The 19,519-nt window shown below is 54.7% G+C and carries 27 protein-coding genes; all 27 read left to right on the top strand.

Annotated features, from left to right (window positions below; genetic code table 11):
- Positions 1-64 precede the first annotated feature (64 nt).
- The gene (gene rpoC / locus GIR22_RS18260; RefSeq protein WP_154744673.1) at positions 65-4,264 is read left to right on the top strand and encodes a DNA-directed RNA polymerase subunit beta'; all 4,200 of its coding nucleotides are present in this window, start codon (positions 65-67) and stop codon (positions 4,262-4,264) included.
- 216 nt (positions 4,265-4,480) lie between these two features.
- Complete coding sequence (gene rpsL / locus GIR22_RS18255) at positions 4,481-4,852, top strand: 30S ribosomal protein S12 (protein WP_002555494.1); 372 nt, start codon at positions 4,481-4,483, stop codon at positions 4,850-4,852.
- A gap of 118 nt (positions 4,853-4,970) precedes the next feature.
- A complete protein-coding gene (gene rpsG, locus GIR22_RS18250) occupies positions 4,971-5,441 on the top strand; it encodes a 30S ribosomal protein S7 (RefSeq protein ID WP_002555493.1) in 471 nt (156 codons plus the stop codon).
- Between the two features lie 30 nt (positions 5,442-5,471).
- A complete protein-coding gene (gene fusA, locus GIR22_RS18245; protein ID WP_154744672.1) occupies positions 5,472-7,577 on the top strand; it encodes an elongation factor G in 2,106 nt (701 codons plus the stop codon).
- Positions 7,578-7,607: 30 nt separating this feature from the next.
- The gene (gene tuf / locus GIR22_RS18240; protein ID WP_178122344.1) at positions 7,608-8,801 is read left to right on the top strand and encodes an elongation factor Tu; all 1,194 of its coding nucleotides are present in this window, start codon (positions 7,608-7,610) and stop codon (positions 8,799-8,801) included.
- A 141-nt stretch (positions 8,802-8,942) separates the two neighbouring features.
- On the top strand, positions 8,943-9,254 hold the full coding sequence (rpsJ, locus tag GIR22_RS18235; protein ID WP_003186070.1) for a 30S ribosomal protein S10: 312 nt from the start codon (positions 8,943-8,945) through the stop codon (positions 9,252-9,254).
- Between the two features lie 81 nt (positions 9,255-9,335).
- Complete coding sequence (gene rplC / locus GIR22_RS18230; protein WP_003186059.1) at positions 9,336-9,971, top strand: 50S ribosomal protein L3; 636 nt, start codon at positions 9,336-9,338, stop codon at positions 9,969-9,971.
- Positions 9,972-9,983: 12 nt separating this feature from the next.
- Positions 9,984-10,586, top strand: a complete 603-nt coding sequence (rplD, locus tag GIR22_RS18225) for a 50S ribosomal protein L4 (protein ID WP_003210082.1) — start codon at positions 9,984-9,986, stop codon at positions 10,584-10,586.
- Complete coding sequence (gene rplW, locus GIR22_RS18220; RefSeq protein WP_002555488.1) at positions 10,583-10,882, top strand: 50S ribosomal protein L23; 300 nt, start codon at positions 10,583-10,585, stop codon at positions 10,880-10,882. Before rplD ends, rplW begins: the two co-directional genes overlap by 4 nt.
- 14 nt (positions 10,883-10,896) lie before the next feature.
- Positions 10,897-11,721: a 50S ribosomal protein L2 gene (gene rplB, locus GIR22_RS18215; protein WP_154744671.1), complete on the top strand. Its 825-nt coding sequence runs from the start codon at positions 10,897-10,899 to the stop codon at positions 11,719-11,721.
- 16 nt (positions 11,722-11,737) lie between these two features.
- Positions 11,738-12,013 (top strand): 30S ribosomal protein S19, encoded by a 276-nt coding sequence (gene rpsS, locus GIR22_RS18210; RefSeq protein ID WP_002555486.1) that lies wholly within the window; start codon positions 11,738-11,740, stop codon positions 12,011-12,013.
- An 11-nt stretch (positions 12,014-12,024) separates the two neighbouring features.
- A complete protein-coding gene (gene rplV, locus GIR22_RS18205; RefSeq protein ID WP_003103908.1) occupies positions 12,025-12,357 on the top strand; it encodes a 50S ribosomal protein L22 in 333 nt (110 codons plus the stop codon).
- Between the two features lie 13 nt (positions 12,358-12,370).
- Complete coding sequence (rpsC, locus tag GIR22_RS18200; protein WP_003176422.1) at positions 12,371-13,057, top strand: 30S ribosomal protein S3; 687 nt, start codon at positions 12,371-12,373, stop codon at positions 13,055-13,057.
- A gap of 12 nt (positions 13,058-13,069) precedes the next feature.
- Positions 13,070-13,483 (top strand): 50S ribosomal protein L16, encoded by a 414-nt coding sequence (rplP, locus tag GIR22_RS18195; protein ID WP_021209374.1) that lies wholly within the window; start codon positions 13,070-13,072, stop codon positions 13,481-13,483.
- A complete protein-coding gene (gene rpmC, locus GIR22_RS18190) occupies positions 13,483-13,674 on the top strand; it encodes a 50S ribosomal protein L29 (protein WP_002555481.1) in 192 nt (63 codons plus the stop codon). The genes rplP and rpmC overlap by 1 nt, the downstream gene beginning before the upstream one ends.
- A 2-nt stretch (positions 13,675-13,676) precedes the next feature.
- Positions 13,677-13,943, top strand: a complete 267-nt coding sequence (gene rpsQ, locus GIR22_RS18185) for a 30S ribosomal protein S17 (protein ID WP_003176419.1) — start codon at positions 13,677-13,679, stop codon at positions 13,941-13,943.
- A gap of 23 nt (positions 13,944-13,966) precedes the next feature.
- Positions 13,967-14,335, top strand: a complete 369-nt coding sequence (gene rplN / locus GIR22_RS18180; RefSeq protein WP_011063774.1) for a 50S ribosomal protein L14 — start codon at positions 13,967-13,969, stop codon at positions 14,333-14,335.
- Between the two features lie 11 nt (positions 14,336-14,346).
- Positions 14,347-14,661, top strand: a complete 315-nt coding sequence (gene rplX / locus GIR22_RS18175) for a 50S ribosomal protein L24 (protein WP_007896770.1) — start codon at positions 14,347-14,349, stop codon at positions 14,659-14,661.
- Between the two features lie 20 nt (positions 14,662-14,681).
- Positions 14,682-15,221 carry a 50S ribosomal protein L5 gene (rplE, locus tag GIR22_RS18170; RefSeq protein ID WP_003210069.1) on the top strand — a complete coding sequence of 180 codons (540 nt, stop codon included), beginning with the start codon at positions 14,682-14,684 and terminating at the stop codon, positions 15,219-15,221.
- Positions 15,222-15,234: 13 nt separating this feature from the next.
- Positions 15,235-15,540 (top strand): 30S ribosomal protein S14, encoded by a 306-nt coding sequence (gene rpsN / locus GIR22_RS18165; protein ID WP_003176414.1) that lies wholly within the window; start codon positions 15,235-15,237, stop codon positions 15,538-15,540.
- Positions 15,541-15,749: 209 nt separating this feature from the next.
- On the top strand, positions 15,750-16,142 hold the full coding sequence (gene rpsH / locus GIR22_RS18160) for a 30S ribosomal protein S8 (protein ID WP_017848802.1): 393 nt from the start codon (positions 15,750-15,752) through the stop codon (positions 16,140-16,142).
- Between the two features lie 12 nt (positions 16,143-16,154).
- On the top strand, positions 16,155-16,688 hold the full coding sequence (gene rplF / locus GIR22_RS18155) for a 50S ribosomal protein L6 (RefSeq protein ID WP_003176412.1): 534 nt from the start codon (positions 16,155-16,157) through the stop codon (positions 16,686-16,688).
- 10 nt (positions 16,689-16,698) lie between these two features.
- Entirely contained in the window at positions 16,699-17,049 is a 351-nt protein-coding gene (rplR, locus tag GIR22_RS18150; protein WP_154744670.1) for a 50S ribosomal protein L18, read from the top strand.
- Positions 17,050-17,052: 3 nt separating this feature from the next.
- Positions 17,053-17,553: a 30S ribosomal protein S5 gene (rpsE, locus tag GIR22_RS18145; protein WP_003186035.1), complete on the top strand. Its 501-nt coding sequence runs from the start codon at positions 17,053-17,055 to the stop codon at positions 17,551-17,553.
- Positions 17,554-17,555: 2 nt separating this feature from the next.
- Positions 17,556-17,732, top strand: coding sequence for a 50S ribosomal protein L30 (gene rpmD, locus GIR22_RS18140; protein WP_028621547.1), 177 nt, complete (start codon positions 17,556-17,558; stop codon positions 17,730-17,732).
- A gap of 3 nt (positions 17,733-17,735) precedes the next feature.
- Complete coding sequence (rplO, locus tag GIR22_RS18135) at positions 17,736-18,173, top strand: 50S ribosomal protein L15 (protein ID WP_003210066.1); 438 nt, start codon at positions 17,736-17,738, stop codon at positions 18,171-18,173.
- Positions 18,174-19,502: a preprotein translocase subunit SecY gene (gene secY, locus GIR22_RS18130; RefSeq protein WP_154744669.1), complete on the top strand. Its 1,329-nt coding sequence runs from the start codon at positions 18,174-18,176 to the stop codon at positions 19,500-19,502. It begins immediately after the preceding gene.
- Positions 19,503-19,519 lie beyond the last annotated feature (17 nt).

The following is a 19,519-nucleotide window of genomic DNA, read 5'->3' as shown; positions in this document are numbered from 1 at the left end:
CACGTGACGCGAATCGAGAGCGTGGCAGTGATGCCCGCTCTCTGCTCCGCCAGGAGGAAAGGCCTTGAAAGACCTACTGAATTTGCTGAAAAACCAGGGTCAAGTCGAAGAGTTCGACGCCATCCGTATTGGATTGGCCTCGCCTGAGATGATCCGTTCGTGGTCGTTCGGTGAAGTTAAAAAGCCGGAAACCATCAACTACCGTACGTTCAAACCTGAGCGTGACGGTCTGTTCTGCGCCAAGATCTTTGGCCCAGTAAAGGATTACGAGTGCCTGTGCGGTAAGTACAAGCGCTTGAAGCACCGTGGTGTGATCTGCGAGAAGTGCGGCGTTGAAGTTGCACTGGCCAAGGTTCGTCGTGAGCGCATGGCGCACATCGAACTGGCTTCGCCGGTTGCCCACATCTGGTTCCTGAAATCGCTGCCGTCCCGTATCGGCTTGCTGATGGACATGACCCTGCGTGATATCGAACGCGTTCTCTACTTCGAGAGCTATGTCGTTATCGATCCAGGCATGACCACCCTTGAAAAAGGTCAGCTGCTGAACGACGAGCAGTACTTCGAAGCGCTGGAAGAGTTTGGCGACGATTTCGATGCCCGCATGGGTGCCGAAGCTGTCCGTGAACTGCTGCACGCTATCGACCTGGAACACGAGATTGGCCGTCTGCGTGAAGAAATTCCGCAAACCAACTCCGAAACCAAGATCAAGAAGCTGTCCAAGCGTCTGAAGTTGATGGAGGCCTTCCAGGGTTCCGGCAACTTGCCAGAGTGGATGGTGCTGACCGTTCTGCCGGTTCTGCCGCCAGACCTGCGTCCGCTGGTACCGTTGGACGGTGGTCGTTTCGCGACGTCCGACCTCAACGACCTGTACCGACGCGTGATCAACCGTAACAACCGCTTGAAGCGCCTGCTTGATCTGTCCGCTCCGGACATCATCGTGCGCAACGAAAAGCGTATGTTGCAAGAAGCTGTCGATGCCCTGCTCGACAACGGTCGTCGTGGCCGCGCTATCACCGGTTCGAACAAGCGTCCTCTGAAATCCTTGGCTGACATGATCAAGGGTAAGCAAGGTCGTTTCCGTCAGAACTTGCTCGGTAAACGTGTTGACTACTCCGGTCGTTCGGTAATTACCGTAGGCCCAACCCTGCGTCTGCACCAGTGCGGTCTGCCTAAGAAGATGGCACTTGAGCTGTTCAAGCCATTCATTTTCGGCAAGCTGGAAATGCGCGGTCTCGCGACCACCATCAAAGCGGCCAAGAAAATGGTCGAGCGCGAACTGCCAGAGGTTTGGGACGTTCTCGCTGAAGTGATCCGCGAACACCCGGTTCTCCTCAACCGTGCACCGACCCTTCACCGTCTGGGTATCCAGGCGTTTGAACCGGTACTGATCGAAGGTAAGGCTATCCAGCTGCACCCTCTGGTCTGTGCTGCGTACAACGCCGACTTCGACGGCGACCAAATGGCCGTGCACGTACCGCTGACACTGGAAGCCCAGTTGGAAGCGCGTGCGTTGATGATGTCGACCAACAACATTCTGTCGCCAGCCAACGGTGAGCCAATCATCGTTCCGTCGCAGGACGTTGTATTGGGTCTGTACTACATGACGCGTGAAGCGATCAACGCCAAAGGCGAAGGTCGTGTGTTCGCTGACCTGCAAGAAGTTGACCGTGTGTTCCGTGCCGGCGAAGCCGCACTGCACGCCAAGGTTAAAGTGCGGATCAACGAAACCGTTAACGACCGTGACGGTGGCAGCGTGAGCGGCACCCGTATCGTCGACACCACTGTCGGCCGTGCACTGCTGTATCAGGTTGTGCCAAAAGGTCTGTCGTATGACGTCGTCAACCTGCCGATGAAGAAAAAGGCGATCTCCAAGCTGATCAACCAGTGCTACCGCGTGGTTGGTTTGAAAGAGACCGTTATCTTCGCTGACCAGTTGATGTACACCGGTTTTGCTTATTCGACCATTTCCGGCGTTTCCATCGGTGTTAACGACTTCGTTATCCCGGATGAAAAAGCTCAGATCATCAGTGCTGCTACTGATGAAGTGAAAGAAATCGAAAGCCAGTACGCCTCCGGCCTGGTAACCCAGGGCGAGAAGTACAACAAAGTGATCGACCTTTGGTCCAAGGCCAACGACGAAGTGTCGAAGGCGATGATGGCTAACCTCTCGAAAGAGAAAGTTATCGACCGTCATGGCGTAGAAGTCGATCAAGAGTCGTTTAACTCGATGTACATGATGGCCGACTCGGGCGCACGGGGTTCTGCTGCGCAGATCCGTCAGCTCGCCGGTATGCGTGGCCTGATGGCCAAGCCGGACGGTTCCATCATTGAAACGCCGATTACTGCGAACTTCCGTGAAGGTTTGAGCGTACTTCAGTACTTCATCTCGACTCACGGTGCTCGTAAAGGTCTGGCGGATACCGCGTTGAAAACCGCGAACTCCGGTTACCTGACTCGTCGTCTGGTAGACGTTGCGCAAGACTTGGTTGTGACTGAAGTTGACTGCGGTACCGAACACGGTCTGCTGATGACTCCGCACATCGAAGGCGGCGACGTTGTAGAGCCGTTGGGTGAACGCGTACTGGGTCGAGTAATCGCCCGTGACGTATTCAAGCCGGGTACCGAGGAAATCATCGTTCCTGCCGGCACTCTGGTAGACGAGAAGTGGGTCGAGTTCATTGAACTCAACAGCATCGACGAAGTGATTGTTCGCTCGCCGATCAGCTGTGAAACCCGCTACGGCATCTGCGCCAAATGCTACGGCCGTGACTTGGCTCGTGGTCACCAGGTGAACATCGGTGAAGCGGTCGGCGTTATCGCTGCCCAGTCCATCGGTGAGCCGGGTACCCAGCTGACCATGCGTACGTTCCACATCGGTGGTGCGGCAAGCCGGACCTCCGCAGCCGACAGCGTTCAGGTGAAAAATGGCGGTACCGTCCGCCTGCACAACCTCAAGCATGTTGAGCGAGTGGATGGTTGCCTGGTTGCTGTGTCCCGTTCCGGTGAGCTGGCCATTGCTGACGACTACGGTCGTGAGCGTGAGCGCTACAAGCTGCCGTACGGTGCTGTGATTTCGGTTAAAGAGGGTGACAAGGTCGACGCTGGCGCAATCGTGGCCAAGTGGGATCCGCACACTCACCCAATCGTTACCGAAATGAAAGGTACCGTGACCTACGTGGGCATGGAAGAAGGCATCACGATCAAGCGTCAGACTGACGAATTGACCGGTATGACCAACATTGAAGTACTCGACGCTAAAGATCGTCCAGCTGCCGGTAAGGACATCCGTCCTGCCGTGAAGATGGTCGACGACAACGGCAAGGATCTGTTGCTGCCAGGCACTGACGTAATCGCTCAGTACTTCCTGCCAGCCAACGCCCTGGTCGGTGTAGCGGATGGCGCGAAGATTGCGATCGGTGATGTTATCGCTCGTATCCCGCAAGAAACTTCGAAGACTCGTGACATCACCGGTGGTCTGCCGCGTGTTGCCGACTTGTTCGAAGCTCGTCGTCCGAAAGAAGCGTCGATTCTGGCTGAAGTCAGCGGCACCATCGCGTTCGGTAAAGAGACCAAAGGCAAGCGCCGCCTGGTCATCACTCCGAACGATGGTACCGATCCGTACGAAGAGCTGATTCCGAAGTGGCGTCACCTGAACGTCTTCGAAGGCGAGCAAGTGAACCGCGGCGAAGTTATCTCCGACGGCCCGAGCGATCCACACGACATCCTGCGTCTGCTGGGTGTGAGTGCGCTGGCCAAGTACATCGTTAACGAGATCCAGGACGTTTACCGTCTGCAAGGCGTGAAGATCAACGATAAGCACATCGAGACCATCCTGCGTCAGATGTTGCGTAAAGTTGAAATCGCTGAATCCGGCGATTCCAGTTTCATCAAGGGCGACCAGATGGAACTGACTCACGTATTGGTAGAGAACGAGCGTCTGGCCGGCGACGAGAAATTCGTTTCCAAGTTCACTCGTGTACTGCTGGGTATCACCAAGGCGTCGTTGTCCACTGAGTCGTTCATCTCGGCGGCCTCCTTCCAGGAGACCACTCGCGTACTGACCGAAGCAGCGGTAACCGGCAAGCGCGATTACCTGCGTGGCCTGAAAGAAAACGTGGTTGTGGGTCGTCTGATCCCGGCCGGTACTGGTTTGGCTTACCACAGCGAGCGCAAGCGTCGCCGTGATGCTGACAAGCCGCTGCGCGTAAGCGCCAGTGAAGTGGAAGCTGCACTGACCGAAGCGCTGAACTCAAGCGGTAACTGAGTTCTGCGATAAATAAGTCCGGGCCCTGGCAGCCCCGTTCGTCGGATCGAGACAGTTTTGTCCCGGTTCGATGGAAGGGGAGGTCGGGGCCTTGTCTTGACTGGGGACAAGATCCTCTTTAGACTCTTGTACCCCTAAATTTGGCGGGAATTCGTTCCTGCCATTTTGCTTTTCTTGCAAGACAATAGCGTCGCAAGACAACAGTGGAGCTAGTAGATGGCAACTATCAACCAGCTGGTACGTCAGCCGCGTAAGCGTATCGTCGAGAAATCCGACGTACCTGCGCTGCAGAACTGCCCGCAACGTCGTGGCGTATGCACTCGTGTGTATACCACTACGCCGAAAAAACCTAACTCGGCACTGCGTAAAGTATGCCGTGTGCGCCTGACCAACGGTTTCGAGGTTTCCTCGTACATCGGTGGTGAAGGTCACAACCTGCAAGAGCACAGCGTGGTACTGATCCGTGGCGGTCGTGTAAAAGACTTGCCAGGTGTTCGTTACCACACCGTACGCGGCTCCTTGGATACTTCCGGCGTTAAAGGTCGTAACCAGGGTCGTTCGAAGTACGGTACCAAGAAGCCTAAGTAGTAGCGGCTTTTTGTAAAACTGAATCATCTTATTTTCTGAGTCGATAAGAGTAAGGTCGGAGGCGTCCCGCAAGGGCACCGATTCCGAACGAACCTGAAGACCGTTTGAGGGCTTATCCATGCCAAGAAGACGCGTAGCAGCCAAGCGCGAAGTGCTTGACGATCCAAAATACGGAAGCCAAATTCTGGCCAAGTTCATGAACCACGTGATGGAAAGCGGCAAGAAAGCCGTTGCCGAGCGTATCGTTTATGGCGCGCTGGAAAAGGTTAAAGAACGCAAGAACAGCGACCCCCTGGAAATCTTCGAGAAAGCTCTCGACGCCATCGCTCCGCTGGTCGAAGTGAAGTCGCGCCGTGTAGGCGGTGCTACTTACCAGGTTCCGGTTGAAGTTCGCCCGTCCCGTCGTAACGCCCTGGCAATGCGCTGGTTGGTAGACTTCGCCCGTAAGCGCGGCGAGAAGTCTATGGCCCTGCGTTTGGCCGGCGAGCTGTTGGACGCTGCTGAAGGTAAGGGTGCTGCTGTTAAGAAGCGTGAAGACGTGCACCGTATGGCCGAAGCTAACAAAGCTTTCTCGCACTACCGCTTCTAATTTCAGCTTCACTAATTTTGCGAGGGCTTTATGGCTCGTACTACTCCGATTAGTCGCTACCGTAACATCGGTATCGTCGCTCACGTGGATGCTGGTAAAACCACCACCACCGAGCGCGTCCTTTTTTACACCGGCAAAAGCCACAAGATGGGCGAGGTGCATGACGGCGCCGCGACCACAGACTGGATGGTGCAGGAGCAGGAGCGTGGTATTACCATTACTTCTGCTGCTATTACCGCCTTCTGGAAAGGTTCCGAGAAGCAGTACAAGGACGAGCACCGCTTCAACGTCATCGATACCCCGGGCCACGTAGACTTCACCATTGAAGTTGAGCGTTCCCTGCGCGTACTCGACGGCGCTGTTGTTGTGTTCTGCGGCACTTCGGGCGTTGAGCCTCAGTCGGAAACCGTATGGCGTCAGGCCAACAAATACGGCGTTCCGCGTCTTGTTTATGTAAACAAGATGGACCGTGCTGGTGCGAACTTCCTACGTGTGATCGAGCAGATCAAGAAGCGTCTGGGTCACACTCCAGTGCCAATCCAGTTGGCTATCGGTTCCGAAGACAATTTCCAGGGGCAGATCGATCTGCTGGCCATGGAAGCTGTTTACTGGAACGATGCTGACAAAGGCATGATTCCTGTTCGCAAGCCTATCCCTGCTGAACTGCAGGAGCTGGCTGACGAGTGGCGCAACAACATGGTTGAAGCTGCGGCCGAAGCCAACGAAGAGCTGATGAACAAGTACCTCGAAGGTGAAGAACTCACCAACGTGGAAATCAAGGCCGCTCTGCGTCAGCGTACTATCGCTGGTGAGATCGTCTTGGCTGTTTGCGGTTCCTCGTTCAAGAACAAGGGCGTTCCCCTGGTTCTCGATGCTGTGATCGACTACCTGCCGGCACCAGTTGATATTCCTGCCATCAAGGGTACTGACCCGGATGACGAGACTATCGAGCTGGAGCGTCATGCGGACGACAACGAGCCGTTTTCGGCTCTGGCGTTCAAGATCGCTACCGACCCATTCGTGGGTACCTTGACCTTCGTCCGTGTTTACTCGGGCGTGTTGAACTCCGGCGACGGCGTAATCAACTCGGTTAAGGGCAAGAAAGAGCGCGTGGGTCGTATGGTGCAAATGCACGCAAACGCCCGTGAAGAGATCAAGGAAGTACGCGCTGGTGACATCGCGGCCTTGATTGGCATGAAGGATGTCACCACTGGTGAAACCTTGTGCAACGCTGACAAGCCAATCATCCTGGTTCGCATGGACTTCCCGGAGCCGGTTATTTCGGTTGCCGTTGAGCCTAAGACCAAGGATGACCAGGAAAAAATGGGTATCGCTCTGGGTAAGCTTGCTCAGGAAGATCCATCTTTCCGCGTCAAAACTGATGAAGAGACTGGTCAAACGATCATCTCTGGCATGGGCGAGTTGCACCTGGACATCCTGGTTGACCGGATGCGCCGTGAGTTCAACGTCGAAGCCAACATCGGTAAGCCTCAGGTTTCCTATCGTGAGCGCATCACGAAGAGCTGTGAAATCGAAGGCAAGTTCGTTCGCCAATCCGGCGGTCGTGGCCAGTTCGGCCATTGCTGGATTCGTTTTGCTCCTGCTGACGAAGGTCAGGAAGGTCTGCAGTTCGTGAACGAAGTAGTGGGTGGTGTGGTTCCTAAGGAATACATCCCGGCTATCCAGAAGGGTATCGAAGAGCAGATGAAGAACGGTGTTGTTGCCGGCTATCCGCTGATCGGCCTGAAGGCAACCGTTTTTGATGGTTCTTACCACGACGTCGACTCCAACGAGATGGCGTTTAAGGTGGCTGCTTCCATGGCTACCAAGCAACTGGCCCAGAAGGGCGGTGGTGAGTTGCTTGAGCCGATCATGGCGGTAGAAGTTGTTACGCCTGAAGACTATATGGGTGATGTGATGGGCGACCTTAACCGTCGTCGCGGCATGATCCAGGGTATGGAAGACACGGTCTCCGGCAAAGTAATTCGTGCCGAAGTTCCGCTGGGTGAGATGTTCGGTTATGCGACCGACGTTCGTTCCATGTCCCAGGGTCGCGCAAGCTACTCTATGGAATTCAAAAAATACGATACCGCTCCGTCGCACGTCGCCGAAGCTGTTACTAAAAAACAAGGCTGATTCAGTCCTTTAGGCAAGGAGTTAATTGTCGTGGCTAAAGAAAAATTTGATCGTTCCCTACCGCACGTCAACGTTGGCACCATCGGTCACGTTGACCATGGTAAAACTACGCTGACTGCTGCTCTGACTCGTGTTTGCTCCGAAATTTTCGGTTCGGCTATCGTTGACTTCGACAAGATCGACAGCGCGCCAGAAGAAAAAGCTCGTGGTATCACCATCAACACTGCGCACGTTGAATACAACTCGCACATTCGTCACTACGCTCACGTTGACTGCCCAGGTCACGCTGACTATGTGAAGAACATGATCACTGGTGCTGCCCAGATGGACGGCGCGATCCTGGTTTGTTCGGCCGCTGATGGTCCGATGCCACAAACCCGTGAGCACATCCTGCTGTCCCGTCAGGTTGGCGTTCCGTACATCGTGGTTTACCTGAACAAGGCTGACCTGGTAGACGACGCTGAGCTGCTGGAACTGGTTGAGATGGAAGTGCGCGATCTGCTGAGTACTTACGACTTCCCGGGCGACGACACTCCGATCATCATCGGTTCTGCTCGTATGGCTCTGGAAGGTAAAGACGATAACGAAATGGGCACCACGTCCGTTCGTAAACTGGTTGAGACTCTGGACAGCTACATCCCAGATCCAGTTCGTGTTATCGACAAGCCGTTCCTGATGCCAATCGAAGACGTATTCTCGATCTCCGGTCGCGGTACTGTTGTGACTGGCCGTATCGAGCGCGGTATCGTTAAGGTTCAAGATCCACTGGAAATCGTTGGTCTGCGTGACACTACCGTCACCACCTGCACCGGTGTTGAAATGTTCCGTAAACTGCTGGACGAAGGTCGTGCAGGCGAGAACTGCGGCGTTCTGCTGCGCGGTACCAAGCGTGACGACGTTGAGCGTGGCCAGGTTCTGGTCAAGCCAGGTTCGGTCAAGCCGCACACTACCTTCGAAGCCGAAGTGTACGTGTTGAGCAAAGAAGAAGGCGGTCGTCATACTCCGTTCTTCAAAGGCTACCGTCCACAGTTCTACTTCCGGACCACTGACGTGACCGGTAACTGCGAACTGCCGGAAGGCGTTGAAATGGTAATGCCGGGCGACAACATCAAAATGGTTGTCACCCTGATCAAAACCATCGCAATGGAAGATGGTCTGCGTTTCGCTATCCGTGAAGGCGGTCGTACCGTCGGCGCTGGCGTCGTAGCCAAAATCATCGCTTAATAAGCGATGACTTGAAAAAGCCCCCGCCTAGCGGGGGCTTTTTTATTGGGTTGACACCTATCTTGGGCGTCTATAGAATTGCGCCTCCTTTTAACGGGCGCATTGCGTCCGGTGGGAATAGCAGCCGGAGTCTGAAATCCAATGCAAAATCAGCAAATCCGTATCAGGTTGAAGGCTTTTGACCATCGCCTGATCGACCAATCCACCCAGGAAATCGTGGAAACCGCGAAACGTACTGGTGCTCAAGTGCGTGGTCCAATTCCACTGCCTACCCGTAAAGAGCGGTTCACCGTTCTGGTCTCCCCGCACGTCAACAAAGACGCGCGTGACCAGTACGAGATCCGTACTCATAAGCGCGTACTGGACATCGTCCAGCCAACGGATAAAACCGTTGATGCACTTATGAAGCTTGATCTGGCGGCCGGTGTGGAAGTGCAGATCAGCCTCGGCTAAGACTTGGGTCTTAGTCGTGTAACGCTCTGAAATGGGCGGCCATAGCGGGTGAAAGCCCCGTACACTCATGAGGTTTACAACATGACTATTGGTGTAGTCGGTCGTAAATGCGGTATGACCCGTATTTTCACCGAAGAAGGTGTCTCCATTCCGGTCACGGTCATTGAGATCGAACCGAATCGCGTCACCCAGTTTAAAACTGAAGAGACCGATGGCTATCGTGCAGTGCAAGTCACTGTCGGCGAGCGTCGTGCTTCGCGCGTGACTGCTGCTCAAGCAGGTCACTTCGCTAAAGCAAACGTTGCAGCTGGTCGTACCGTAATGGAATTCCGCCTTGAAGAAGGCGAGTACCAGGCCGGCGATCTGATCAACGCTGAAATCTTCGCCGCTGGTCAACTGGTTGATGTAACCGGTCAGTCCAAGGGTAAAGGCTTCCAGGGTACGATCAAGCGTTGGAATTTCCGTGGTCAAGACAACACTCACGGTAACTCCGTTTCCCACCGCGTCCCGGGCTCTATTGGCCAGTGCCAGACTCCTGGTCGTGTATTCAAGGGCAAAAAAATGTCCGGTCATATGGGCGCTGAGCGCGTGACCGTGCAGTCCCTCGAAGTAGTGCGCGTCGACGCTGAACGCAATCTGTTGTTGGTCAAGGGTGCTGTTCCTGGCGCTACTGGCGGCAACCTGGTTGTACGTCCAGCGGCCAAGGCTCGCGGTTAAGGGGAAGCTGACATGCAATTAAATGTAAATGACGCTCAAGCGATCGAAGTTTCCGAACTGACATTTGGCGGCGAATTCAACGAGACGCTGGTTCACCAAGCAGTCGTGGCCTACATGGCCGGCGGCCGTCAAGGTAGCAAGCAGCAAAAGACCCGTTCCGACGTTCGTGGTGGCGGTAAGCGCCCTTGGCGTCAGAAAGGTACTGGCCGTGCTCGTGCCGGTACTATCCGTAGCCCAATCTGGCGTGGCGGCGGTACCACTTTCGCAGCTCGTCCACAGGATCACACTCAGAAGCTCAACAAGAAGATGTATCGCGCAGCACTGCGCTCCATCCTTGCTGAACTGGTGCGTACTGATCGTCTGGTCGTGGTTCAGGACTTCGCTGTTGAAGCACCGAAAACCAAAGATCTGCTGAACAAGCTGAATGGCATGGGCCTGACTGACGTCCTGATCGTGTCTGAAGCTGTTGATCAGAACCTGTACCTGGCTGCTCGCAACCTGCCACACGTTGATGTACGTGACGTGCAAGGTTCCGATCCAGTTAGTCTGATCGCATACGACAAGGTGTTGATCACCGTGTCGGCCGTGAAGAAATTCGAGGAGCTGCTGGGATGAACCAGGAACGCGTATTTAAAGTTCTGCTTGGCCCGCACGTTTCCGAAAAGGCTACGGTTTTGGCTGACAAGAAAGGCCAGTTCGTTTTCAAGGTTGCAACTGACGCAACCAAGCTGGAAATCAAGAAGGCCGTCGAAAGCCTGTTCAGCGTGAAAGTAGAGCGTGTTACTACCCTGAATGTTCTGGGTAAGAGCAAGCGCACTGCTCGCGGTCTGGGCAAGCGTAATGACTGGAAGAAGGCGGTTATCTCCCTTCAGCCAGGCCAAGATCTCGATTTCAGCAGCAGTGCTGAGTAAGGAAGGGGTGCATCATGGCAATCGTTAAATGCAAACCGACTTCCCCTGGCCGCCGTTTTGTGGTCAAGGTGGTCAACCAGGAGCTGCATAAAGGCGCTCCTCACGCACCGCTGCTCGAGAAGAAATCGAAGACTGGTGGTCGTAACAACAATGGTCGTATTACCACTCGTCACATCGGTGGTGGCCATAAGCAGCATTATCGTCTGGTCGACTTCCGTCGTAACGACAAAGATGGCATCGCTGCCACTGTCGAGCGTATCGAATACGATCCAAACCGTACTGCTCACATCGCTTTGCTGCTGTACGCAGATGGCGAGCGTCGCTACATTATCGCCCCTAAAGGCGTGAGTGCTGGTGACCAGCTGATCGCAGGTGCTTTGGCGCCGATCAAGCCGGGCAACGCTCTGCAGCTGCGTAACATTCCAGTTGGTAGCACCGTACACGGCATCGAGTTGAAGCCGGGTAAAGGCGCGCAAATCGCTCGTTCCGCTGGTGCTTCGGCTCAGTTGATCGCTCGTGATGGTGTCTACGTGACCCTGCGTCTGCGCTCTGGTGAGATGCGTAAAGTATTGGCTGAATGCCGTGCGACCTTGGGCGAAGTCTCGAACTCCGAGCACAGCCTGCGTTCGCTGGGTAAAGCTGGTGCCAAACGCTGGCGTGGCGTTCGCCCAACCGTTCGTGGTGTTGCCATGAACCCGGTTGACCACCCACACGGTGGTGGTGAAGGTCGTACCTCTGGTGGTCGTCATCCGGTATCGCCATGGGGCTTCCCGACTAAGGGCGCGAAGACTCGTGGTAATAAGCGTACCGACAAAATGATCGTCCGTCGTCGCAAGTAAATAGAGGGATACGACAGTGCCACGTTCTCTGAAAAAAGGTCCTTTTATTGATCTTCACCTACTGAAGAAGATCGAAGTGGCGGCGGAAAAGAATGATCGCAAACCAGTTAAAACCTGGTCGCGTCGTTCGATGATCCTGCCACAAATGGTCGGTTTGACCATCGCTGTACACAACGGTCGCCAACACGTCCCGGTTCTCGTTAACGAAGACATGGTCGGCCACAAACTAGGCGAGTTTGCCGGTACCCGCACTTATCGTGGGCACGTGGCAGACAAGAAAGCCAAGCGTTAAGGGGTTAGGAAATGGAAGTAGCCGCTAAGTTGTCGGGCGCTCGAATCTCCGCCCAGAAAGCCCGCTTGGTCGCCGACCAGATCCGCGGGAAGAAGGTGGGCGAAGCGCTCAACCTGTTGGCTTTCAGCAGTAAGAAAGCCGCCGAGATCATGAAGAAAGTGCTGGAGTCGGCCGTAGCCAACGCCGAGCATAACGAAGGCGCAGACGTTGATGACCTGAAGGTCAGCACTGTTTTCGTCAACGAAGGGCGTTCGCTGAAGCGTATCATGCCGCGTGCCAAAGGCCGTGCTGATCGCATCGTCAAGCGGTCTTGCCATATCACTGTCAAGGTTGCTGACAAGTAACGGAGTCGAAGAGATGGGTCAGAAAGTACATCCCATTGGCATTCGCCTGGGAATCGTCAAGGAGCACACCTCCGTCTGGTACGCAGACGGTCGGACTTATGCGGACTATTTGTTCGCTGATCTGAAGGTGCGCGAGTATCTCCAAGACAAACTAAAAAGCGCGTCCGTAAGCCGTATCGATATCCATCGTCCGGCCCAAACTGCACGTATCACCATCCACACCGCTCGTCCAGGTATCGTTATCGGGAAGAAAGGTGAAGATGTTGAGAAACTGCGTCAGGACCTGACCAAGCAAATGGGTGTGCCTGTGCACATCAATATCGAAGAGATCCGTAAGCCGGAGCTCGACGGTATGCTGGTTGCGCAGAGCGTAGCTCAGCAGCTGGAGCGTCGCGTAATGTTCCGTCGCGCTATGAAGCGCGCAGTACAGAACGCCATGCGCATTGGTGCCAAAGGCATCAAAATCCAAGTGAGCGGTCGTCTCGGCGGTGCTGAAATCGCACGTACTGAATGGTATCGCGAAGGTCGTGTGCCATTGCACACCCTGCGTGCCGACATCGACTATGCCAACTACGAAGCTCACACCACTTACGGTGTGATCGGTGTAAAGGTTTGGATCTTCAAAGGCGAAGTAATTGGTGGTCGCCAAGAAGAACTGAAGCCACAAGCACCAGCGCCTCGTAAAAAAGCTGCTAAGTAAGGGGTACGCCAAATGTTGCAACCAAAGCGTACGAAGTTCCGCAAGCAGATGACAGGCCACAACCGTGGTCTGGCTCAGCGCGGTAGCAAAGTCAGCTTCGGCGAGTTCGCGCTGAAGTCTGTAGCTCGTGGTCGTCTCACCGCTCGTCAGATCGAGTCAGCGCGTCGTGCACTGACCCGTCACGTTAAACGTGGCGGCAAGATCTGGATCCGTGTATTCCCGGACAAGCCTGTAACCAAGAAGCCACTCGAAGTTCGGATGGGTAAAGGTAAGGGTAACGTGGAGTACTGGGTTGCCCAGATTCAGCCAGGCAAAGTCCTGTATGAAATCGAGGGTGTTTCTGAAGAGCTGGCGCGTGAGGCTTTCGCCCTGGCTGCTGCAAAGCTGCCGCTCGCCACCTCCTTTGTTAAACGGACGGTGATGTGATGAAAGCGAATGAACTTCGTGAAAAATCCGCACAGCAGCTGAACGAGCAACTGCTCGGCCTGCTGCGCGACCAGTTCAATCTGCGTATGCAGAAAGCAACTGGCCAGTTGGGGCAGTCTCATCTGCTCTCGCAAGTTAAGCGTGACATCGCTCGCGTGAAAACTGTGCTCAACCAGCAGGCAGGTAAGTGATCATGGCTGAAGCCGAAAAAACTGTCCGTACGCTGACTGGCCGTGTTGTCAGCGACAAGATGGACAAAACCATCACCGTTCTGATCGAGCGCCGCGTTAAGCACCCGATCTACGGTAAATATGTTAAGCGTTCGACTAAGCTGCACGCGCACGACGAAACCAATCAGTGCCACATCGGCGACAAAGTCACTATTCGTGAAACTCGTCCCCTGGCCAAGACTAAGTCTTGGGCACTGGTTGATGTTCTCGAACGCGCTGTGGAAGTCTAAGGACTAGGGGTCGGAGAAATTATATGATTCAGACTCAATCCATGCTCGATGTGGCCGATAACAGCGGTGCACGCCGCGTTATGTGCATCAAGGTGCTGGGTGGCTCCCATCGTCGTTACGCTGGTATCGGTGACATCATCAAAGTTACCGTGAAGGAAGCAATTCCTCGCGGTAAGGTGAAAAAAGGCCAAGTGATGACTGCTGTTGTAGTCCGCACTCGTCACGGCGTTCGCCGTGCAGATGGTTCTATTATCCGCTTTGATGGCAACGCTGCTGTTCTTCTGAACAACAAGCAAGAGCCGATCGGCACCCGTATCTTTGGGCCAGTGACCCGTGAACTTCGTAATGAGAAGTTCATGAAGATCGTCTCGCTCGCCCCAGAAGTGCTGTAAGGAGATCCGACATGCAAAAGATTCGTCGTGACGACGAGATCATCGTGATCGCCGGCAAAGACAAAGGTAAGCGCGGTAAGGTGCTGAAGGTTCTCGCTGACGACCGTCTGGTTGTTGGTGGTCTGAACCTGGTCAAGCGTCATACCAAGCCTAACCCGATGTCGGGCGTACAAGGCGGTATCGTCGAGAAAGAAGCGCCACTGCACGCTTCTAACGTCGCCATCTTCAACGGCGAAACCAACAAGGCTGACCGCGTTGGTTTCAAAGTAGAAGACGGTAAGAAAATTCGTGTCTTCAAGTCGACCCAAAAAGCGGTTGATGCTTGAACACTGCTAGGTAGAAGACCATGGCACGACTAAAAGAGATTTACCGGAAGGAAATCGCACCGAAACTTAAGGAAGAACTTAAGCTTTCGAACGTGATGGAAGTTCCGCGCGTTACCAAAATCACCCTGAACATGGGTCTGGGCGAAGCGATCGGCGACAAAAAAGTCATCGAGCACGCTGTTGCTGACCTGGAAAAGATCACCGGTCAAAAAGTCGTTGTGACTTACGCTCGGAAATCCATCGCTGGCTTTAAAGTCCGTGAAGGTTGGCCGATCGGCGTCAAAGTGACTCTGCGCCGTGAGCGTATGTACGAATTCCTGGATCGTCTGCTGTCGATCTCCCTGCCTCGGGTTCGCGACTTCCGCGGCCTGAATGCCAAGTCCTTCGATGGTCGTGGTAACTACAGCATGGGCGTGAAAGAGCAGATCATCTTCCCGGAAATCGACTACGACAAGATCGATGCTCTCCGCGGTCTGGACATCACCCTGACCACCACTGCCAAGAACGATGATGAAGGCCGCGCTCTGCTGCGTGCGTTCAAATTCCCGTTCCGCAACTGATTGGAGTAGGACCATGGCCAAGATGAGCATGAAAAACCGCGAGCTGAAACGTCAGCTCACGGTTGCCAAGTACGCCAAGAAGCGTGCAGCACTGAAAGCTATCATCGTTGATCTGAACGCAAGTCCAGAAGCACGTTGGGAAGCTACAGTTGCCCTGCAGAAGCAGCCACGTGATGCAAGCGCTTCGCGCATGCGTAACCGCTGCCGCCTGACCGGTCGTCCACACGGCGTTTACCGCAAGTTCGGCCTCGGCCGTAACAAGTTGCGTGAAGCGGCAATGCGTGGTGACGTACCGGGTCTGGTTAAAGCCAGCTGGTAAGTACTTTCGAAGTCCAGGTGGCCAGGATCGCAAGATACTGACCACCGGTGGCCTAGAATCTGGAACAAGCCCCTTTTGGGGCTTGTTTCATTTCTGCAGTGTGTCTAAAATACGCGGCTCGCCTGAGCCCGTGTTTTCTATCCTCGGAGATTCTCGGCGACACGTAGTAGCCGCAAGGCTAATTTTTTTGTATTAGGAGCGTCTAGCCCATGAGTATGCAGGACCCGTTAGCGGACATGCTAACTCGTATCCGTAATGCCCAGATGGCTGAAAAGTCCGTCGTAAGCATGCCATCTTCCACGTTGAAGGTAGCTGTTGCCAAAGTCCTGAAAGACGAAGGCTACATTGCGGGTTATCAGATCAGCAGCGAAATCAAACCTCTGCTGTCCATCGAGCTGAAGTACTTCGAAGGCCGTCCGGTCATCGAGGAAGTGAAGCGCGTTAGCCGTCCAGGCCTGCGTCAGTACAAGTCCGTCGAAGATCTGCCGAAAGTTCGTGGCGGTCTCGGTGTGTCTATCGTCTCCACCAACAAAGGTGTGATGACGGATCGTGCTGCGCGCGCTGCCGGTGTCGGCGGCGAAGTTCTTTGCACAGTGTTCTAAGGGGGGATAAGCATGTCACGCGTCGCTAAGAACCCCGTTAAGCTGCCAGCCGGTGTCGAAGTCAAATTCGCAGGCCAACAGCTTTCGGTGAAGGGTGCCAAGGGCACTCTGGAACTGAACATCCATTCGTCCGTTGAGATCGTTGAAGAAGCTGGTGAGCTGCGTTTCGCTGCTCGCAATGGCGATCAACAAACTCGCGCAATGGCCGGTACCACTCGTGCGTTGGTAAACAACATGGTCCAGGGCGTAAGCCAAGGCTTCGAGCGTAAGCTCCAGCTGGTCGGTGTTGGTTACAAAGCGCAAGCAAAAGGCACGGTGCTGAACCTGGCCCTTGGCTTCTCGCACCCAGTGGATTACGAACTGCCGGAAGGCATCACCGCTGAGACCCCAAGCCAGACCGATATCCTGATCAAGGGTATCGATAAGCAACTGGTAGGTCAGGTGGCTGCTGAGATCCGCGACTTCCGTCCACCAGAGCCGTACAAAGGCAAAGGTGTGCGCTACGCGGACGAAGTCGTCCGTCGTAAAGAAGCCAAGAAGAAGTAGGGCATAGCAAATGACCGACAAAAAAGTTACTCGACTGCGTCGCGCTCGCAAAGCACGCCTGAAAATGCACGAACTCGAAGTCGTGCGTCTCTGCGTGTTCCGCTCGTCGCAGCACATCTACGCCCAGGTCATCTCGGCCGACGGCAACAAAGTCCTGGCAAGCGCCTCGACTTTGGATAAAGAACTGCGTGATGCTGCCACTGGCAACATCGACGCGGCCACTAAGGTTGGCCAGCTGGTCGCTACGCGTGCTAAAGCCGCTGGCGTCTCGCAGGTGGCTTTCGACCGCTCTGGCTTCAAGTACCACGGTCGCGTCAAGGCGCTGGCTGATGCTGCTCGTGAAGCTGGGCTGGAGTTCTAAGTTATGTCAAATAACGACCAAAAGCGCGACGAAGGCTACATTGAGAAGCTGGTTCAAGTTAACCGCGTAGCCAAAACCGTTAAAGGCGGCCGTATCTTCACTTTCACCGCGTTGACCGTGGTGGGTGATGGTAAAGGGCGTGTTGGCTTCGGCCGTGGTAAGTCACGTGAAGTGCCTGCCGCGATCCAGAAGGCAATGGAAGCTGCTCGTCGCAACATGATCCAAGTTGATCTGAACGGTACCACTCTGCAGTACGCAATGAAGTCCGCCCATGGCGCTTCGAAGGTGTACATGCAGCCTGCTTCTGAAGGTACCGGTATCATCGCTGGCGGCGCTATGCGTGCTGTCCTCGAAGTTGCTGGCGTTCAGAACGTTCTGGCCAAGTGCTACGGCTCGACTAACCCGGTAAACGTGGTTCACGCCACTTTTAAAGGTTTGAAGGCTATGCAGTCTCCTGAATCCATTGCCGCCAAGCGTGGCAAAAGCGTCAAGGAGATCTTCTGATCATGGCTACCGTTAAAGTAACGCTGATCAAAAGCATGACCGGCCGCATCCCTAACCACAAATTGTGCGTTAAGGGCTTGGGTCTGCGTCGCATCGGTCACACTGTAGAAGTAGTTGATACTCCCGAGAATCGCGGGATGATCAACAAGGCTTACTACATGCTGCGTGTCGAGGGTTAATCGATGAAACTCAATGATCTGAGTCCAGCGCCGGGTTCCCGTCGCGAAAAGCATCGTCCGGGCCGTGGTATCGGTAGTGGTTTGGGCAAGACCGGTGGCCGTGGCCACAAAGGTCAGTCTTCCCGCTCCGGTGGCACCATCGCTCCAGGCTTTGAAGGCGGTCAACAGCCGCTGCATCGTCGTCTGCCGAAGTTCGGTTTCGTTTCCCTGAAGGCCATGGATCGCGCAGAAGTGCGTTTGTCCGAGCTGGCTAAAGTGGAAGGCGACATCGTTACCGTGCAGACCCTGAAAGATGCCAACGTGATCAACGTCAACGTACAGCGTGTGAAAATCATGCTGTCCGGTGAAGTGACTCGCGCTGTCACTATCGGCAAGGGAATCGGCGCCACCAAAGGTGCGCGTTCGGCTATCGAAGCAGCTGGCGGCAAGTTCGAGGAATAAATGGCTAAGCAAGGTGCTCTCTCAGCGCTCGGCAAAGGCGGTATGTCTGAACTTTGGGCTCGTCTGCGTTTTCTGTTCCTGGCGATTATCGTCTACCGAATAGGCGCACACATCCCGGTTCCAGGTATCAACCCGGACCGACTCGCAGACCTGTTTCGACAGAATGAGGGGACCATTCTTAGCTTGTTCAACATGTTTTCCGGCGGCGCGCTGGAGCGGATGAGCATCTTTGCACTGGGGATCATGCCGTATATCTCGGCATCGATCATCATGCAGCTGATGACCGCCGTGAGCCCGCAGCTGGAGCAGTTGAAGAAGGAAGGTGAAGCTGGTCGTCGCAAGATTAGCCAGTACACCCGCTACCTCACTGTCGCTCTTGCTCTTGTCCAGGCCATTGGTATGTCCATTGGCCTGGCAGGGCAGGGCGTAGCGTTCACTGGTGACTTTGGCTTCCATTTCGTTGCGGTATCCACGTTTGTGGCTGGCGCGATGTTCATGATGTGGCTGGGTGAGCAGATTACTGAGCGCGGAGTTGGCAACGGTATCTCGATGTTGATTTTCGCAGGTATCGTCGCCGGTCTTCCGAGGGCAATCGGGCAGTCTTTCGAGTCTGCACGTCAGGGTGATATCAATATCCTCGCTCTGATTGCCATCGGTTTGCTGGCAGTAGCGATTATCGGTTTTGTGGTGTTCATTGAGCGTGGTCAGCGTCGTATTGCTGTTCACTACGCCAAGCGTCAGCAGGGCCGTAAGGTTTTTGCTGCGCAGACTAGCCACTTGCCGCTGAAAGTGAACATGGCTGGTGTTATTCCGGCTATTTTCGCAAGCAGCATTTTGCTGTTCCCGGCTTCGTTGGGTGCCTGGTTCGGTCAGTCTGATGGTCTAGGCTGGTTGCAGGACCTCTCGCAGTCGATCGCTCCTGGTCAGCCGTTGAATATTCTGCTGTTTAGTGCAGGGATTATTTTCTTCTGCTTCTTCTATACGGCGTTGATGTTCAATCCGAAAGACGTAGCGGAAAACCTGAAGAAGTCCGGTGCCTTTATTCCGGGTATCCGTCCAGGTGAGCAGTCGGCACGCTATATTGATGGCGTTTTGACTCGCTTGACTCTGTTCGGTGCTCTATATATGACGGCCGTGTGCCTGCTTCCCCAGTTCCTGGTGGTTGCAGCAAACGTTCCGTTCTACCTTGGCGGGACCTCGTTGCTGATCGTGGTCGTGGTTGTGATGGACTTCATGTCCCAAGTACAATCGCACCTCGTTTCGCACCAGTACGAATCCCTGATGAAGAAAGCCAACCTGAAGGGTTACGGCAGCGGCATGTTGCGCTGAGTACCCATAAGGTTCGA

The sequence above is a fragment of the Pseudomonas karstica genome (genome assembly GCF_009707515.1).
GTDB classification, from domain to species: Bacteria; Pseudomonadota; Gammaproteobacteria; order Pseudomonadales; family Pseudomonadaceae; genus Aquipseudomonas; species Aquipseudomonas karstica.
This window is presented reverse-complemented; position numbering and strand designations above follow the sequence as displayed.

What these genes read in the sequence shown, in the direction of transcription:
- rpsE (WP_003186035.1), top strand. Translation starts at nt 17,053, where the DNA reads ATGTCAAATAACGACCAAAAGCGCGACGAAGGCTACATTGAGAAGCTG.
- rpsG (WP_002555493.1), top strand. Translation starts at nt 4,971, where the DNA reads ATGCCAAGAAGACGCGTAGCAGCCAAGCGCGAAGTGCTTGACGATCCA.
- rplP (WP_021209374.1), top strand. Translation starts at nt 13,070, where the DNA reads ATGTTGCAACCAAAGCGTACGAAGTTCCGCAAGCAGATGACAGGCCAC.
- rplR (WP_154744670.1), top strand. Translation starts at nt 16,699, where the DNA reads ATGACCGACAAAAAAGTTACTCGACTGCGTCGCGCTCGCAAAGCACGC.
- rplN (WP_011063774.1), top strand. Translation starts at nt 13,967, where the DNA reads ATGATTCAGACTCAATCCATGCTCGATGTGGCCGATAACAGCGGTGCA.
- rplV (WP_003103908.1), top strand. Translation starts at nt 12,025, where the DNA reads ATGGAAGTAGCCGCTAAGTTGTCGGGCGCTCGAATCTCCGCCCAGAAA.
- rplX (WP_007896770.1), top strand. Translation starts at nt 14,347, where the DNA reads ATGCAAAAGATTCGTCGTGACGACGAGATCATCGTGATCGCCGGCAAA.
- rplF (WP_003176412.1), top strand. Translation starts at nt 16,155, where the DNA reads ATGTCACGCGTCGCTAAGAACCCCGTTAAGCTGCCAGCCGGTGTCGAA.
- rpsJ (WP_003186070.1), top strand. Translation starts at nt 8,943, where the DNA reads ATGCAAAATCAGCAAATCCGTATCAGGTTGAAGGCTTTTGACCATCGC.
- rplD (WP_003210082.1), top strand. Translation starts at nt 9,984, where the DNA reads ATGCAATTAAATGTAAATGACGCTCAAGCGATCGAAGTTTCCGAACTG.
- rplW (WP_002555488.1), top strand. Translation starts at nt 10,583, where the DNA reads ATGAACCAGGAACGCGTATTTAAAGTTCTGCTTGGCCCGCACGTTTCC.
- rpsH (WP_017848802.1), top strand. Translation starts at nt 15,750, where the DNA reads ATGAGTATGCAGGACCCGTTAGCGGACATGCTAACTCGTATCCGTAAT.
- fusA (WP_154744672.1), top strand. Translation starts at nt 5,472, where the DNA reads ATGGCTCGTACTACTCCGATTAGTCGCTACCGTAACATCGGTATCGTC.
- rpsL (WP_002555494.1), top strand. Translation starts at nt 4,481, where the DNA reads ATGGCAACTATCAACCAGCTGGTACGTCAGCCGCGTAAGCGTATCGTC.
- rpsN (WP_003176414.1), top strand. Translation starts at nt 15,235, where the DNA reads ATGGCCAAGATGAGCATGAAAAACCGCGAGCTGAAACGTCAGCTCACG.
- rplC (WP_003186059.1), top strand. Translation starts at nt 9,336, where the DNA reads ATGACTATTGGTGTAGTCGGTCGTAAATGCGGTATGACCCGTATTTTC.
- rplO (WP_003210066.1), top strand. Translation starts at nt 17,736, where the DNA reads ATGAAACTCAATGATCTGAGTCCAGCGCCGGGTTCCCGTCGCGAAAAG.
- secY (WP_154744669.1), top strand. Translation starts at nt 18,174, where the DNA reads ATGGCTAAGCAAGGTGCTCTCTCAGCGCTCGGCAAAGGCGGTATGTCT.
- rpmC (WP_002555481.1), top strand. Translation starts at nt 13,483, where the DNA reads ATGAAAGCGAATGAACTTCGTGAAAAATCCGCACAGCAGCTGAACGAG.
- rpmD (WP_028621547.1), top strand. Translation starts at nt 17,556, where the DNA reads ATGGCTACCGTTAAAGTAACGCTGATCAAAAGCATGACCGGCCGCATC.
- rpsC (WP_003176422.1), top strand. Translation starts at nt 12,371, where the DNA reads ATGGGTCAGAAAGTACATCCCATTGGCATTCGCCTGGGAATCGTCAAG.
- rplB (WP_154744671.1), top strand. Translation starts at nt 10,897, where the DNA reads ATGGCAATCGTTAAATGCAAACCGACTTCCCCTGGCCGCCGTTTTGTG.
- rplE (WP_003210069.1), top strand. Translation starts at nt 14,682, where the DNA reads ATGGCACGACTAAAAGAGATTTACCGGAAGGAAATCGCACCGAAACTT.
- rpsQ (WP_003176419.1), top strand. Translation starts at nt 13,677, where the DNA reads ATGGCTGAAGCCGAAAAAACTGTCCGTACGCTGACTGGCCGTGTTGTC.